The sequence below is a fragment of the Paraburkholderia sp. SOS3 genome (assembly GCF_001922345.1).
In the GTDB taxonomy this organism is placed as follows: Bacteria; Pseudomonadota; Gammaproteobacteria; order Burkholderiales; family Burkholderiaceae; genus Paraburkholderia.
Window position 1 is genome coordinate 4,089,012 of record NZ_CP018811.1, and the last position, 14,023, is coordinate 4,103,034.

A 14,023-nucleotide genomic window follows, 5' to 3' on the forward strand; every position below is an offset into this window, starting at 1 on the left:
CGCGAGCAATAGCCGACGCAACCACCGACGCAACCACCGAGGCAATGACCGCGACAACATCGGGCGCGATGCCGGGTTTATTCTGTGGCGCGCGGCGCCGTTGTCTACCACACTAATATGTATACCGTTACCGCCCGCCTAACGTCATGAACCGCGAAGAAGCTCTGCAGATTTTCAGCCAGTCCGAGGAAATCGTATCGGCCGCCGACGTCGACGCGTCGATCGAGCGGATGGCCGGCGAGATCCGCGCCGAAATGAGTGACGTGTTCCCGCTCGTGCTGTCGGTGATGGGCGGCGCCGCGGTGTTCACCGGCATGCTGCTGCCGCACCTCGACTTCCCGCTCGAATTCGATTACATCCACCTCACGCGTTACCGGAACACCACGCAAGGCAGCCACGACATGCAGTGGCGTGTCGCACCGGCCGAATCGGTAAAGGACCGCGTGGTGCTCGTGCTCGACGACATCCTCGACGAAGGCGAGACGATGGCCGCGATCCGCGACCGCATTCTCGCGATGGGCGCCAAGCGCTTCATGAGCGCAGTCCTGTGCGAGAAGACCATTGCGAAAGCGAAGCCGCTGCGCCCCGACTTCTGCGGCTTCCAGGTACCGGACCGTTACGTGTTCGGCTGCGGCATGGACGCAAAGGGCTACTGGCGAAATTTGCCGACTATCCGCGCGCTGACCGCGGGCGCGTGAGCGCGCGCTGAGCCTGGGCGCTGAGCCTGGGCGCTGAAGTTGAGCGCGGAAGTTGAGCGCTGGGGTCGCACGCGTGAGGACGCGCAGTGGTGGCGCGAACACGTATGCCGGGCGCCGGCCGGCCCGGCATACCGTCGTCGTCAAAGCTGGTGCACGAACGCGCGGATGCCGGCCAGGATCATTTCCACTGAAATCGCAACCAGCACGAGACCCATCAGCCGCTCGAACGCGGTGACCGTGCGCTCGCCGAGCCACTGCTGAATGCGCTCCGACAGTACGAGCACGATCGCGCAGACCACCATCGTCACGCACAGCGCCGCGATCCATTCGAGCATCTTGCCCGGCGCTTGCGACGTCAACAGCATGACCGTTGCGAGCGCCGACGGACCGGCCAGTGCGGGAATCGCGAGCGGCACGATCAGCGGCTCGCCGCCGCGAATGACACCGGTCAGGCCATCGGGATGCGGGAAGATCATTCTGATCGCAATCAGAAACAGCACGATGCCGCCGCCGATGCGTAACGACAGATCGGTCAGATGCATCATCCGCAAAAAGCGGTCGCCTGCCAGCATGAAGGCCAGCAGGATGCCGAACGCAATCGCAACCTCGCGCAGAATCACGACCGCCCGGCGGTGCGGCGTCACGCCCCTCAGACAGCTGACGAAGAGCGGAATATTGCCGAGCGGATCCGTAATCAGAATCAGCAGGATCGTTGCGGACAGGAAGTTGTATTCCATGCCCGCTCCGATCAGTGCGCGAGTGATGCCTTGATTTTGTCGATGACCGTTCGCGCGGCCTCTTCGACGGGCAGCAGCGTCGCTTCGGTATCGCGGCGGCCCTGATATTCGATCTTGCCGTCCTTCAGGCCGCGATCGCCGATCACGAGCCGATGCGGCACGCCGATCAGCTCCCAGTCGGCGAACATTACGCCGGGGCGCTCGCCGCGATCGTCGAGAATCACGTCGACGCCGGCTGCCATCAGTTCGCTGTACAGCTTGTCGGCCTGCTCGCGCACGGCGTCGCTGCGGTCGTAACCCATCGGGCACAGCACGACTTCGAACGGCGCGATCGATTCCGGCCAGATGATGCCCTTATCGTCGAAGTTCTGCTCGATCGCCGCACCGAGAATGCGCGTGACGCCGATGCCGTAGCAGCCCATTTCCATCGGCTGCGGCTTGCCGGTTTCGTCGAGGCACGTCGCGTTCATCGCGACCGAGTAGCGCGTGCCGAGCTGGAACACGTGACCGACCTCGATGCCGCGGCAAATGTCGAGCACGCCCTTGCCGTCCGGCGACGGATCGCCCTTCACGACGTTGCGGATATCGGCGACGGCCGGCTCCGGCAGATCGCGGCCCCAGTTCACGCCGGTCGTATGGAAGTCGACTTCGTTCGAGCCCACCACGAAATCGCTCATATTCGCGACCGTGCGATCTGCAATCACGTTGACCGGCTTCTTCGTGTTCAACGGCCCGAGATAGCCGGGCGGCGTGCCGAACCATTCGACAATCTCGGCTTCCGTCGCGAAGCGGAAATCGCCGAGGCCGGGCAGTTTGCTCGCCTTGATCTCGTTCAGCTCATGGTCGCCGCGCAGCAGCAACAGCCAGATGGTCGGCGCGGCGCCTTCGTTTTCGGTGGCGAGCACGATCGACTTGATCGTGCGCTCGAGCGGAATATTCAGGAATTCGGCGACCTGCTCGCATTTCGCCTTGCCGGGCGTCGCGGTTTTCGCGAGCGGCTCCGCGGGCGCGGCGCGTTGCGCGATCAAGGGCAGCGCGTCGGCGGCTTCGACGTTCGCCGCGTACTCCGACGTCGGGCAGTATGCGATCGCATCTTCGCCGGTGTCGGCGATCACGTGAAATTCGTGCGAGCCGCTGCCGCCGATCGCACCGTTGTCGGCCGCCACCGCGCGGAATTCGAGACCGAGACGCGTAAAGATCCGCACGTACGCGTCGTACATCTTGCGATACGACTCCTTGAGGCCGTCCACGTCTTTGTCGAACGAGTACGCGTCCTTCATGATGAACTCGCGGCCGCGCATCACGCCGAAACGCGGGCGAATTTCGTCGCGGAACTTCGTCTGCACCTGATAGAAGTTCACCGGCAATTGACGGTAGCTCTTGATCTGGTTGCGCGCGATATCGGTGACGACTTCCTCGTGCGTCGGCCCGAGCACGAAGTCGCTCTGCTTGCGATCCTTGAAGCGCAACAGTTCGGGACCGTACTTGATCCAGCGGCCCGACTCCTGCCACAGTTCCGCCGGCTGCACCGACGGCATCAGCAATTCGATTGCGCCCGCCCGGTTCATTTCCTCGCGCACGATCGCTTCCACTTTGCGGATCGAACGCAGGCCGATTGGCAGATAGTTATAGATGCCGCCGGCCACGCGACGGATCATGCCCGCGCGCACCATAAGCTTGTGGCTGACAATTTCGGCGTCGGCAGGCGCTTCCTTGAGCGTGCCGATAAAGAAACGGGAGGCTTTCATTCAGAGTTTTCCAAAAGCGGCGGAACCGGGTCGGGCCCGCCCGAAGAGATGAAACGGTAGCATTTGCAGACCGGTTCGCCAAATCCGCGCCAGATCTGGTCGAAAAGCTCGCCGGTCGAGCGTGAAATGTGCGTGAAGCTCGCGCGGAATGCAATCACAGAATGCGCTCGCGGGTTGCCGCGCCATGCACGAACGAAACGGGATTGCGATGCGACGTTTGCCGCGCGGCGTCGGACACGATCGTGGTCCAGACCGATCGAACTGGTGGCGACCACGTGCGATACCGATGCCGTTCAGATGAGTCTGAGGCGTCGCCCGTGCTGCCGTCTGCGGGTCATCCACAGTGCCGCCGGGGTGCCGCCGGGGTGCGTTTGGACCATTATCTGTTTATAATCAAAGCAATTTTAAAGGATTCGAAGGTGGTTGTATGCTGGATCGTGAAGGCTTTCGCCCGAACGTCGGCATCATCCTCTTGAACGCGCACAACGAGGTGTTTTGGGGTAAGCGGCTCCGTGAACATTCCTGGCAGTTTCCGCAAGGGGGCATCAAATATGGCGAAACCCCCGTGCAAGCGATGTATCGGGAGTTACACGAAGAAACCGGGCTGCTTCCCGAGCACGTCAAGGTGGTCGGTCGCACGCGCGACTGGTTGCGTTATGAGGTGCCGGACAAGTTCATCAAGCGTGAAGTACGCGGGCATTACCGTGGCCAGAAACAGATCTGGTTCCTGCTCCGGATGGTCGGGCGCGATTGCGATATCTGCTTGCGCGCCACGGACCACCCGGAATTCGACGCATGGCGCTGGAACGACTATTGGGTGCCGCTCGACTGTGTGATCGAGTTCAAGCGGGATGTGTATCAGTTGGCGCTAACGGAGCTTTCCCGTTTCCTGCGCCGCGCCGCGCCTCGTGCGGAAAAACCGGGGGGACATCACGGGCAGCGCTATCCGCGCATGGCCTCGTCGGTGAATGTGCCGCCGGGATCGGGTGTTTCCACACCGTCTTCATTTTCGGCTGCATCTTCGCCGAACGTCGCGCCATCGGCCGGCAATACGTCGGCTGTTGCCGTTGAAGCGCCGCTGCCCGCTCCGTTGGAATCCGACTGTTCGGCTTCGGAGAGCGTGGTCGTTCGCGTGACGGGTTTGCGCGAAGCGCCGCAAGACTGATATCGTGCAGCGCATTGCGGCGCCTTGTGCCGCGTCAGCCGGTGCGGCACATCCGCCGCCGTACCGGCGTTTCGGGGAATTTCACTTGAAATTGTTTGCTCTCGCGGTGGCGTGTGTGGCCACCGGCGCCTTGCTGGCCGGCTGCTCAAGTAACAAGCAGCCGACACCGCAAAAGGACGCGGACTTCCACTACCTGCTGGACATGCCGACCAACTGGACCGAGAACAAGGTCGATACGCTGCCGCCGCTGCCTAACCAGGCCGACCTGCTGCCGTTCGAGGTCTCGCAGAATACGCCGCTCAGTTTCTTTGTCGACGCGAAGTCGATATCGGTAGGGTCGGACGGCGTCGTACGCTACACGGTTGTCGTGACGAGCCCGGGCGGTGCACGCAACGTCAATTACGAAGGCATTCACTGCGACAACTACACATGGCGTCTGTATGCGGGCCTCAACGAGGACCACGACGGATGGGATCGCACTGTAGCAAACGACTGGACCCGCATTGAGAACGGCGACCTCAACGCGTACCGCGCTTCGCTGTATCAGGACTTTTTCTGCGCGAACCGGCTGCCGGTGGGCTCGGCGAAGACGATCGTCAACAACATCCGGTACAACCGTACCCAAGGCGACTTGCAGACCCGGTGATTGACGGAACGCGGCGTTCTCGCGGCGCCGTGGATGCGCCGTGGATTCGACGAACAAGACGTGGTGTCTAACGCGCGTCGCGAGCGGCGCGAATGCGGCGCGAGCCCTGTGCGCGCCGCCGCCTGAACGCTAAACGAGCACGAGATTGTCGCGGTGAATCAGTTCGGGTTCGAGCATATATCCGAGCACCGATTCGATCTCGCCGCTCGGACGGCGTTGAATCAGCTTCGTCTCCGAACTGCTGTAATTCGTGAGGCCGCGCGCGACTTCGCGGCCTGCCCCGTTCACGCACGCAATCACCTCGCCGCGCGCAAATGCGCCCTGCACGTCGACGACGCCGATCGGCAGCAGGCTCTTGCCGCCCGCGGTGAGCTTCTCCACCGCACCATCATCGATCACCACGTGGCCACGCACCTGCAAGTGGTCCGCCATCCACTGCTTGCGCGCCGCCATGCGCGCGGTACGCGCAATCAGCTGCGTGCCGATCGCTTCGCCGCACGCAAGCCGCGCGAGCACATCCGCCTCGCGACCACTCGCAATGACGGTGTTCGCGCCGCTGTGCGCCGCGCGCTTGGCCGCGAGAATCTTGGTCAGCATGCCGCCGCGTCCGATATTCGAGCCCGCGCCGCCTGCCATCGCCTCGAGTTCGGGTGAGCCCGCGTCGGCCTGCTGCACGAGCGTCGCGGTCGGATCCTTGCGCGGATCGGCTGTGAAAAGACCTTGCTGATCCGTGAGAATGATCAGCGCATCGCCCTCGATAAGATTCGCGACCAGCGCGCCGAGCGTATCGTTGTCGCCGAACTTGATTTCGTCGGTGACGACCGTGTCGTTTTCGTTGATGATCGGCACGACGCCGAGGCGCAGCAGCGTAAGCAGCGTCGAGCGCGCGTTCAGATAACGCTCGCGGTCGGCGAGGTCCGCGTGCGTAAGCAGAATCTGCGCGGTGCGGATCGAGTGCTCGGCGAAGCGGCTTTCATAAACCTGCGCGAGCCCCATTTGGCCGACGGCGGCCGCGGCCTGCAATTCGTCGATCTCGCGCGGCCGCCTGGTCCAGCCGAGGCGCTGCATGCCCTCGGCAATCGCACCGGAACTGACGAGCACGACCTCCTTGCCCTGCTCACGCAGCGCGGCGATCTGCGCAGCCCAACGGCCGATTGCCGTATGGTCGAGACCGCGCCCGTCGTTCGTGACGAGGCTCGATCCGACTTTCACAACGAGCCGGCGGGAATCTGCGATGACGGAACGCATTGTGCGCGATCTCCAACAGGGTTCATAGGTGATGAGTCAGGCCGTCGACCCGCGGCGACGCCGCGATCAGTCTTGCGGCGGCAAAGCCGATGCCCCGTTGTTGCCGCTTCCGGACTCCGCGCGGAAACGCACGTCGGCGGCGAGATCTTCGGCTTCAGCGGCGCGATGCGCATCGGAGTGCTCGGCGAGATAGTCGTACACCGCGTAACAGAGGCTTTCGCACCCTTGGCCCGTCAACGCGGAGATCTGATAAACCGGCCCATCCCATTCGAATCCCTTCAGGAACGCGGCGACACGCGCTTCGCGCTCGTCTTCGGGAACCATGTCGAGCTTGTTCAACACGAGCCAACGCGGCTTCGCAAACAGCAACTCATCGTATTTGCGCAGTTCGTTGACGATCGCCTTTGCTTCGGCGACCGGATCGACCGCTTCATCGAACGGAGCGAGATCGACGATGTGCAACAGCAAGCCCGTGCGCTGCAGATGTCGCAAAAATTGATGACCGAGGCCCGCACCTTCAGCCGCGCCTTCGATCAGGCCCGGAATGTCGGCAATCACGAAACTGCGGCTCGGCCCCACACGCACGACGCCGAGATTCGGCGCAAGCGTGGTGAACGGATAATCGGCGATTTTCGGTCGCGCATTCGATACCGATGAAATGAACGTCGATTTGCCCGCGTTCGGCATACCGAGCAGCCCGACATCGGCGAGCACTTTCAGCTCGAGACGCACCATGCGACGCTCGCCGGGCTTCCCGTCCGTCTTCTGGCGCGGTGCGCGATTCGTGCTCGACTTGAAGTGCAGGTTGCCGAGGCCACCGGCGCCGCCCTTCGCAACCTGCACGACCTGATTGTGCTCGGTCAGGTCCGCGATCAGTTCGCCGGTGTCGAGATCGGTAATCACGGTGCCGACCGGCATGCGCAGCGTGATGTCGTCGCCGCCCTTGCCGTAGCAGTCGGAGCCTCGCCCGTTTTCACCGTTGCGCGCCTGATGCTTTTTCGAATAACGGTAGTCGATCAGTGTGTTGATGTTGCGATCCGCGACCGCATAGACACTGCCGCCACGCCCGCCGTCGCCGCCATCCGGCCCGCCGAACGGGACGAACTTCTCGCGGCGCATCGACGCACTGCCATCGCCTCCGTCGCCGGCGATGACTTCGATTTTCGCTTCGTCAATGAACTTCATGAGTCGCTCCGTCCCGTTCGTACCGTTTGTTGCTGCGTTGTTGCTGCGTTCGTTGCTACTGCTCTTGCTGTTTGATGCGATTCGATGCGTCGCAAACCAACCGTACTGCCGCTATTTTGCCCCGCGCCGCAACGGTTCAACAATCTGCCGATCGGCCAGTTGCGGTGCGCACGCGAAGCGTGCTTGCCGCATCGAAGAAAAGCCAATAAAAAAGCCCCGCTAACTTCGCGGGGCCTTTTTTCCGGCGCTGAAGCCCGACCTGATTAACCTGGCAAATGAATTACCTGGGAATTCAGGCCGCTGCCGGGACGACGTTGACCGTGTGCTTCTTGTCGGCGCCTTTCGTCGTGAACTTGACGTGGCCGTCGACCAGCGCGAACAACGTGTGATCCTTGCCGATACCGACGTTCAGGCCCGGGTGCAGACGCGTACCGCGCTGACGGACGATGATGCCGCCGGCGAGGATTGCCTGACCGCCAAAAACCTTCACGCCGAGGCGTTTCGACTCGGAGTCGCGGCCGTTCCGGGACGAGCCGCCTGCCTTTTTGTGTGCCATCTGATAGCTCCTTGCCCGATGCGCTTACGCGTTGATCGCGTCGATGCGCAGTTCGGTGTAGTTCTGGCGGTGGCCGCCGTGCTTCTGGTAGTGCTTCCGGCGACGCATCTTGAAGATGGTCACTTTGGCGTGACGACCGTGAGAGACAACGGTAGCCTTGACGGAAGCCCCACTGACCAGCGGCGTACCGAATTTAATCGATTCGCCTTCGCCTACTGCGAGAACCTGGTCGAGCGTGATTTCTGCGTCAATGTCTGCCGGTATCTGTTCTACTTTAAGTTTTTCGCCGACAGCAACCTTATACTGCTTGCCGCCGGTTTTTATGACCGCGTACATTGAAAACCTCACTCTTTATTCGTGATTCATCGTGAATCATTTTTCCGACGCACCGCGCGCGGAAACCCGTGATTATACATAGAGTTAGCTTTACGGTCAAAGCCAATCGACGTCGCGTCGCGCGCAGCCGGCACCGGCACGCGTGACACCCGCCCCATGCCGATCCCACGCTCGCCCGGCGTGCGCCTCGTACCCTGAAGATAGGCCGAATGGCCAGAAAGGCCGCGCATCCCGACCCGGCGGCGCGGAAATTGCACGATTCGCCTTATAATTCGCGGCATTACCCCAAATCGCCACCATGTCGTCGACCGCCACTCCCGCCCCCAACGCCGCCAGCCTGCTCGCACCCATCGCCGAAGACATGCAGCAGGTCAATCGTGTCATCCGGCACCGTCTGGCGTCCGAGGTGATGCTGATCAATCAGATCTCCGAGTACATCATCAGCGCCGGCGGCAAGCGCCTGCGTCCGGCGCTGCTGCTGCTCGTCGCGGGCGCGCTCGGCGATACCACCGGGCAGCGTCACGAACTGGCTGCAGTGATCGAGTTCATCCATACGGCCACGCTGCTGCACGACGACGTCGTCGACGAATCCGATCTGCGTCGCGGCCGGCAAACCGCGAATGCGCTTTTCGGCAATGCGGCTAGCGTGCTCGTCGGCGACTTTCTCTATTCCCGCTCGTTCCAGATGATGGTCGGCGTCGGCAAGATGCGCGTGATGGAAATCCTGTCGGAAGCGACGAACATCATTTCCGAAGGCGAGGTGCTGCAACTGCTCAACATGCACGACGCAGACGTCGACGAAGCGCGCTACATGCAGGTGATCCGCTACAAGACAGCCAAATTGTTCGAAGCGGCCGCGCAGTTGGGCGCCGTGCTGTCCGACGCGGACGAAACGACCGAGGCAGCCGCAGCGGAATTCGGCCGGCGCATCGGCACCGCATTCCAGATCATGGATGACTGGCTCGATTACACCGGTACACCGGAATCGATGGGCAAGAACGCCGGTGACGACTTGCGTGAAGGCAAGCCCACGCTGCCGCTGATTTACCTGATCGAACGCGGCACGCCCGAACAGGCCGCGCTTGCGCGCGAAGCGATCGTCCAAGGCGGCACGGATCGCTTCGAGACCATCTTCGAAGCGATCACGCATTCGGGCGCGCTGGACCACACGCTGCAGTGCGCAAAGCAGGAAGCACAAGCGGCGGCCGCCGCGATTTCTTCGTTTCCCGATTCCATTTACAAGGAAAGCCTGCTAGAATTATGTTCTTACTCGACGACGAGGCAGTCTTAAATAAGACCGAACCGCGCAACGAGTCCAGCAAGAGTCACGCAGTACAATGCAGGTAAATCGGGGTGTAGCTTAGCCTGGTAGAGCGCTACGTTCGGGACGTAGAGGCCGGAGGTTCGAATCCTCTCACCCCGACCAGAATTTTGAAAAACCGCGCAACGTAGCGCGGTTTTTTTTCGCCCACGGTTTTGGCCCGCTTCGCCGCTCACAGCCTCTGTCTTTTGGCCGATGGGGTGCACCGAACCCCTCTGCTATATTCTCCCCATCCCCTTCCCCTTACTTCACGACGCGTGGAACAACTTCCCTTATGGGCGCAGATAGGCGCCGTCCTGGTCCTGCTGATCTGTTCGAGTTTCTTCTCCATTTCCGAAACGGCGATGATGGCGCTCAACCGTCACCGCCTCAAGCATCTCACCAATAAGGGCGTGCTCGGCGCAAAAAAGACGCAGGGCCTGCTCTCACGCACGGACCAGTTGCTAAGCGTGATCCTGATCGGCAACAACCTCTTCAATACGATCATCCCGGTCCTCACGACCTCTATCGCACTGCGCACGTTCGGCAGCAACAGCGTCGTGCTGTCGGTGTCGACGGGCATCGTCGCGTTTCTGATTATCGTGTTCGCGGAAATTGCACCGAAGATCGTCGGTGCGACCTACCCCGAAAAGATCGCTCTGCCTGCGAGTTTTCTGATTGCGCCACTGATGCGCATCGCCAAACCGCTGATCTGGTTCGTGAACCTGTTCGCCAACGGTTTTTTGCGCCTGTTGCACATCAATACGGGCGGAGCGCGCGATCAGCGCCTGTCGACCGAAGAGCTGCGCACCATCGTGCTCGAGTCCGGCAGTTTCATGCCGACCAAGCACCGCAGCATCCTGCTCAACCTGTTCGATCTCGAGAACATTTCGGTCGACGACGTCATGATTCCGCGCCGCCGCATCGAGGCGCTCGATTTCGACGCGCCGTTCGATCAGATCCTGCATCAACTCGAAACCTGCTATCACAACAAGCTGATCGTCTATCAAGGCGATATCGATCGCGTGCTTGGCGTGCTGCATGTGCGCAAGACGCTCGCCGCGCTCCACAACCAGGAGCTCGAACGCGAAACGCTGCGCGAACTGCTTGCCGAGCCGTACTTCGTGCCGTCCGGTACGCCTGTCTTCCAGCAACTGCAGTACTTCCAGGAAAGCCGCCATCGCACCGCCCTCGTCGTCAACGAATACGGCGAATTGCAGGGACTTGTCACACCCGAGGACATCATTGAAGAGCTGATCGGCGAATTCACGACGTCGGTGCCGCGCAGCGCGAGTTCTCGCGGTGGCTGGGACGACAAAGGCGAGTGCATCGTAGCCGGCAGCATGCCGCTGCGCGAGCTGAACCGCTGGCTGCAACTGAAACTGCCGACCGACGGCCCGAAGACGCTCAACGGTCTCATCCTCGAGATTCTCGAGGAGATTCCCGAGGGCGATGTCTGCGTGCAGATCGCCGACGTCAAGCTCGAAGTGATGCGCAGCGACGATCAGGCGATTCGCACCGTGAAGCTGTTCCGCCCGGGGCAGAAAGCCGGCGCGAAGGTCGCGAGGTTGCTAGGCCGTTGATCGTTAGTGGGCGGACGCCGCGTGCCGCGTGCCGCGCGCCGAGCTTGCGCGATTATGGCCATCGCTCTTGCCATCGCTCGGGGCGGCGCACGCAGCACGCGGGGTAGCGCATCGTACTGCAAATGAAAGCGGCACACAGCTAGCCGAACGGCCTAATGGCGGCCACAGCCGCGATGCCGGATGATGACCCCGTCCAGTTGCACAGGCGGCTTTCGGCCGGTATTCGATGACTCCTCTTCTTTCTTTCGCAGCGCACGCATCCGACTTCGCTGGCGAGCACAACGCGACGCCCGGCGCGGCTTTTCGAACCGTCGCAGACGAAGCCGACGCCCCGCCCGCCGTTCGCCTGCTGACCGAAACGCTGCACGAAGCGGCGCGCCGCAACGCGTCGGATCTGCATATCGAACCGTCGGAGCACGGCTGGCGCATCCGCTTGCGCATCGACGGCGTGCTGCACGAAGTCGCGCAACCGCCGGCCCATCTGCGCGACGCCTTCATCACGCGCGTGAAGGTGCTCGCGCGCATGGATATCGCGGAGCGCCGCGTGCCGCAGGACGGCCGGCTGCGACTCGCGAGCGGCGCAGGGCGCGTCGAAGACTATCGCGTGAATTCGCTACCCACGCTGTACGGCGAAAAGCTCGTGCTGCGCCGGCTCGAATCGCTGCCGGCCGATCTTTCGCTCGCCTCGCTCGGCCTTGCGGCCGAACAGCGCGCGAGCATCGAACAGGCGATCCGCGCGCCGCACGGCCTCATGCTCGTCACCGGTCCAACGGGAAGCGGCAAGACGCTCTCGCTGTACTGCTTCCTGCAAATGCTCAATGCCGTCTCGCGTAACCTGTGCTCGGTCGAAGACCCGGCGGAAATCCAGCTTGCGGGCATCAATCAGGTCAGTGTGCGCGAAAAGGCCGGGCTCACGTTCGCCACCGCGTTGCGCGCGTTTCTGCGGCAGGATCCCGACGTGATCATGGTCGGCGAAATTCGCGACGAAGAAACCGCGGACGTCGCTGTCAAGGCGGCGCAAACCGGCCACCTCGTGCTGTCGACGTTGCACACGAACGACGCGCCCGCCGCCATCGCGCGGCTTATCGACATCGGCGTCGAGCCGTACAACCTCGCGGGCGCGCTTCGCATGGTGACCGCGCAGCGTCTCGTGCGCAAACTCTGCGCCGAGTGCAAAACGCCGGACGTTCAATCCGCCGCCGCGTTACGCGCCGCAATGCACGCGGCGGGCGGCTGCGAAGCCAGTCTCGAAGGCACGCTTCCATACGCGGCAGCAGGCTGCGATGCATGTCACGGCATCGGCTACCGCGGACGTATCGGCGTCCATCAGGTGATGCCGGTTTCCGACGCGATCCGCGAGTTGATCGTCGCGGGCGCGAGCACGCAGACGCTCACGCAACAGGCACGCGCCGAAGCGGTCGGCACCTTGCGCGACGCCGCGCTCGCGCGCGTCGTCGACGGCACGACGAGCCTCGCCGAAGCACTCTGCGCGACCGAGATCGCATGAGGGCCGGCGCAATGGTGACGGATTCGTTATCGCAAGAACTGCGCTTCCGATGGCGTGGCATCGAGGCCGACGGGACGCATAGAAGCGGTTCGGTCATCGCGGCCGACGTCGTCGCGGCGCGCGCGAAGATCAGGCGCAACGGCCTCTTTATTGTCGAACTCGCCGCGCAAGGCCCCGCGCCCCGCGCGCAGGCGCGCTCGGCCGACGTCACGCGCTTCACGCGGCAACTCGCGAGCCTGTTGCGCGCCGGCTTGCCGCTTGCGCCGTCGCTCGAATTGCTGGCCGACGCGCCGGCGTCCTCCGGTAAAGCGCATGGCATGTCGCGCATCGTCGGTGCGCTTGCGCGCGACATCGTCGCAGGCGTCAGCTTTTCGCAAGCGCTGCGCTCGCGGGCCGATCAGTTCGGTCCGTTGTACGCGCAACTGGTTGCGGTGGGCGAAGCGTCGGGTTCGCTTGCACAAGTGCTCGCGCGTATCGCAGACGACCGCGAGCGTTCCGCCGCGCAGCGTGCGAAAGTACGCGCGGCGCTCACGTACCCGACCGCTATCCTCGTGCTCGCGGTGGCGATCACCGCGGCGCTGCTGATATGGGTGGTCCCAACCTTCAAGCAGATCTTCGACGGCTTCGGCGCCGCGCTGCCCGCGCCGACGCAAGCGGTACTTGCGCTTTCCGCGGGCGCCGCGAAATGGAGCTTGCCGATCGTCGTGTTCGGTGTCGCCGCGGGCACCAGCTTCGCGAAATTGCTGCGCACGTCGGAGGCGGCACGGCTCCGCTGCGCGCGGCTATCATTGCGCGCGCCCATTGTCGGACCGCTGCTGACCATACTCTGCGCGGCACGCTGGAGCCGCGCACTGGGCACGCTGCTCTCGGCCGGCACGCCGCTCGCCGATGCATTCGCGTCGCTCGATCGCGCAACCGGCAATGCGTACTTCGACCGCGCGACGGCCGGCATCGCCGCGAGACTGCGCGACGGCGAGCGGCTTGCGGCTGCGATGCAGGCCACCCAATGCTTTCCGCCTGAGGTCGTGCAACCCGTCGCGGTCGCGGAGGAATCGGGCACGCTCGATACGATGCTGCTCGATGTCGCATCGCTGTGCGATCGTCAGGTAGACGAACAGACCGGCTCGCTCGCGAGCCTGTGCGAACCGCTCGTGATCGCGGTGCTCGGGCTGCTCGTCGGCGGGCTCGTCATTGCAATGTATCTTCCCATCATTCAACTAGGCAACGTGGTGTAGCATCCAGCCGAATCGAGAACCTCAACCATGCCGGCCGCGTTCAGAACCGTGTCAGACCACCTCTACAACATGTCGTATC

Annotated in this window: 14 protein-coding genes and 1 tRNA gene; 8 read left to right on the forward strand and 7 right to left on the reverse strand. The window is 63.0% G+C overall.

The features are described from left to right. The first annotated feature begins 146 nt into the window (after window positions 1–146). Window positions 147–698 carry a hypoxanthine-guanine phosphoribosyltransferase gene (locus BTO02_RS18165; protein WP_075158204.1) on the forward strand — a complete coding sequence of 184 codons (552 nt, stop codon included), beginning with the start codon at window positions 147–149 and terminating at the stop codon, window positions 696–698. A gap of 140 nt (window positions 699–838) precedes the next feature. Here BTO02_RS18165 and BTO02_RS18170 read toward each other — a convergent pair whose 3' ends face one another. The 3 genes from BTO02_RS18170 to BTO02_RS18180 are packed head-to-tail and all read right to left on the reverse strand — an operon-like array spanning window position 839 to window position 3,458. Further along, complete coding sequence (locus BTO02_RS18170; protein WP_075158205.1) at window positions 839–1,435, reverse strand: MarC family protein; 597 nt, start codon at window positions 1,433–1,435, stop codon at window positions 839–841. 11 nt (window positions 1,436–1,446) lie between these two features. Beyond that, a complete protein-coding gene (locus tag BTO02_RS18175) occupies window positions 1,447–3,183 on the reverse strand; it encodes a proline--tRNA ligase (protein ID WP_075158206.1) in 1,737 nt (578 codons plus the stop codon). Beyond that, a complete protein-coding gene (locus tag BTO02_RS18180) occupies window positions 3,180–3,458 on the reverse strand; it encodes a hypothetical protein (protein ID WP_075158207.1) in 279 nt (92 codons plus the stop codon). Before BTO02_RS18180 ends, BTO02_RS18175 begins: the two co-directional genes overlap by 4 nt. Before the next feature lie 152 nt (window positions 3,459–3,610). Between BTO02_RS18180 and BTO02_RS18185 the strand changes: the two genes are divergently transcribed. Both BTO02_RS18185 and BTO02_RS18190 read left to right on the forward strand, forming a co-directional pair. Next, on the forward strand, window positions 3,611–4,348 hold the full coding sequence (locus BTO02_RS18185; RefSeq protein WP_075158208.1) for an RNA pyrophosphohydrolase: 738 nt from the start codon (window positions 3,611–3,613) through the stop codon (window positions 4,346–4,348). A gap of 85 nt (window positions 4,349–4,433) precedes the next feature. Next, window positions 4,434–4,994: a CNP1-like family protein gene (locus BTO02_RS18190; protein WP_075158209.1), complete on the forward strand. Its 561-nt coding sequence runs from the start codon at window positions 4,434–4,436 to the stop codon at window positions 4,992–4,994. A 129-nt stretch (window positions 4,995–5,123) separates the two neighbouring features. Here the strand turns inward: BTO02_RS18190 and proB are convergent, their stop codons facing one another. From proB to rplU, 4 genes are all read right to left on the reverse strand, one after another. Continuing rightward, complete coding sequence (gene proB / locus BTO02_RS18195) at window positions 5,124–6,242, reverse strand: glutamate 5-kinase (RefSeq protein ID WP_075158210.1); 1,119 nt, start codon at window positions 6,240–6,242, stop codon at window positions 5,124–5,126. Between the two features lie 66 nt (window positions 6,243–6,308). Next, complete coding sequence (cgtA, locus tag BTO02_RS18200) at window positions 6,309–7,427, reverse strand: Obg family GTPase CgtA (RefSeq protein WP_075158211.1); 1,119 nt, start codon at window positions 7,425–7,427, stop codon at window positions 6,309–6,311. Between the two features lie 292 nt (window positions 7,428–7,719). After that, a complete protein-coding gene (gene rpmA / locus BTO02_RS18205; RefSeq protein ID WP_075158212.1) occupies window positions 7,720–7,983 on the reverse strand; it encodes a 50S ribosomal protein L27 in 264 nt (87 codons plus the stop codon). A gap of 24 nt (window positions 7,984–8,007) precedes the next feature. Beyond that, a complete protein-coding gene (rplU, locus tag BTO02_RS18210; protein ID WP_006025184.1) occupies window positions 8,008–8,319 on the reverse strand; it encodes a 50S ribosomal protein L21 in 312 nt (103 codons plus the stop codon). Window positions 8,320–8,617: 298 nt separating this feature from the next. Here rplU and BTO02_RS18215 point away from each other — a divergent pair, with 298 nt between their 5' ends. The 5 genes from BTO02_RS18215 to BTO02_RS18235 all read left to right on the forward strand — a co-directional run bounded on the left by BTO02_RS18215 (window position 8,618) and on the right by BTO02_RS18235 (window position 13,944). Continuing rightward, window positions 8,618–9,610 (forward strand): polyprenyl synthetase family protein, encoded by a 993-nt coding sequence (locus BTO02_RS18215; RefSeq protein WP_075158213.1) that lies wholly within the window; start codon window positions 8,618–8,620, stop codon window positions 9,608–9,610. A 58-nt stretch (window positions 9,611–9,668) separates the two neighbouring features. After that, window positions 9,669–9,745 (forward strand) — tRNA-Pro (locus BTO02_RS18220). Window positions 9,746–9,897: 152 nt separating this feature from the next. Further along, window positions 9,898–11,202 carry an HlyC/CorC family transporter gene (locus BTO02_RS18225; RefSeq protein ID WP_075158214.1) on the forward strand — a complete coding sequence of 435 codons (1,305 nt, stop codon included), beginning with the start codon at window positions 9,898–9,900 and terminating at the stop codon, window positions 11,200–11,202. 226 nt (window positions 11,203–11,428) lie between these two features. Then, entirely contained in the window at window positions 11,429–12,709 is a 1,281-nt protein-coding gene (locus tag BTO02_RS18230) for a GspE/PulE family protein (protein ID WP_075158215.1), read from the forward strand. Then, the gene (locus BTO02_RS18235; protein WP_075158216.1) at window positions 12,706–13,944 is read left to right on the forward strand and encodes a type II secretion system F family protein; all 1,239 of its coding nucleotides are present in this window, start codon (window positions 12,706–12,708) and stop codon (window positions 13,942–13,944) included. The genes BTO02_RS18230 and BTO02_RS18235 overlap by 4 nt, the downstream gene beginning before the upstream one ends. The last annotated feature ends 79 nt before the right edge of the window (window positions 13,945–14,023 follow it).

What these genes read in the sequence shown, in the direction of transcription:
- BTO02_RS18165 (WP_075158204.1), top strand. Translation starts at nt 147, where the DNA reads ATGAACCGCGAAGAAGCTCTGCAGATTTTCAGCCAGTCCGAGGAAATC.
- BTO02_RS18170 (WP_075158205.1), bottom strand. Translation starts at nt 1,435, where the DNA reads ATGGAATACAACTTCCTGTCCGCAACGATCCTGCTGATTCTGATTACG.
- BTO02_RS18175 (WP_075158206.1), bottom strand. Translation starts at nt 3,183, where the DNA reads ATGAAAGCCTCCCGTTTCTTTATCGGCACGCTCAAGGAAGCGCCTGCC.
- BTO02_RS18185 (WP_075158208.1), top strand. Translation starts at nt 3,611, where the DNA reads ATGCTGGATCGTGAAGGCTTTCGCCCGAACGTCGGCATCATCCTCTTG.
- proB (WP_075158210.1), bottom strand. Translation starts at nt 6,242, where the DNA reads ATGCGTTCCGTCATCGCAGATTCCCGCCGGCTCGTTGTGAAAGTCGGA.
- cgtA (WP_075158211.1), bottom strand. Translation starts at nt 7,427, where the DNA reads ATGAAGTTCATTGACGAAGCGAAAATCGAAGTCATCGCCGGCGACGGA.
- rpmA (WP_075158212.1), bottom strand. Translation starts at nt 7,983, where the DNA reads ATGGCACACAAAAAGGCAGGCGGCTCGTCCCGGAACGGCCGCGACTCC.
- rplU (WP_006025184.1), bottom strand. Translation starts at nt 8,319, where the DNA reads ATGTACGCGGTCATAAAAACCGGCGGCAAGCAGTATAAGGTTGCTGTC.
- BTO02_RS18215 (WP_075158213.1), top strand. Translation starts at nt 8,618, where the DNA reads ATGTCGTCGACCGCCACTCCCGCCCCCAACGCCGCCAGCCTGCTCGCA.
- BTO02_RS18230 (WP_075158215.1), top strand. Translation starts at nt 11,429, where the DNA reads ATGACTCCTCTTCTTTCTTTCGCAGCGCACGCATCCGACTTCGCTGGC.
- BTO02_RS18235 (WP_075158216.1), top strand. Translation starts at nt 12,706, where the DNA reads ATGAGGGCCGGCGCAATGGTGACGGATTCGTTATCGCAAGAACTGCGC.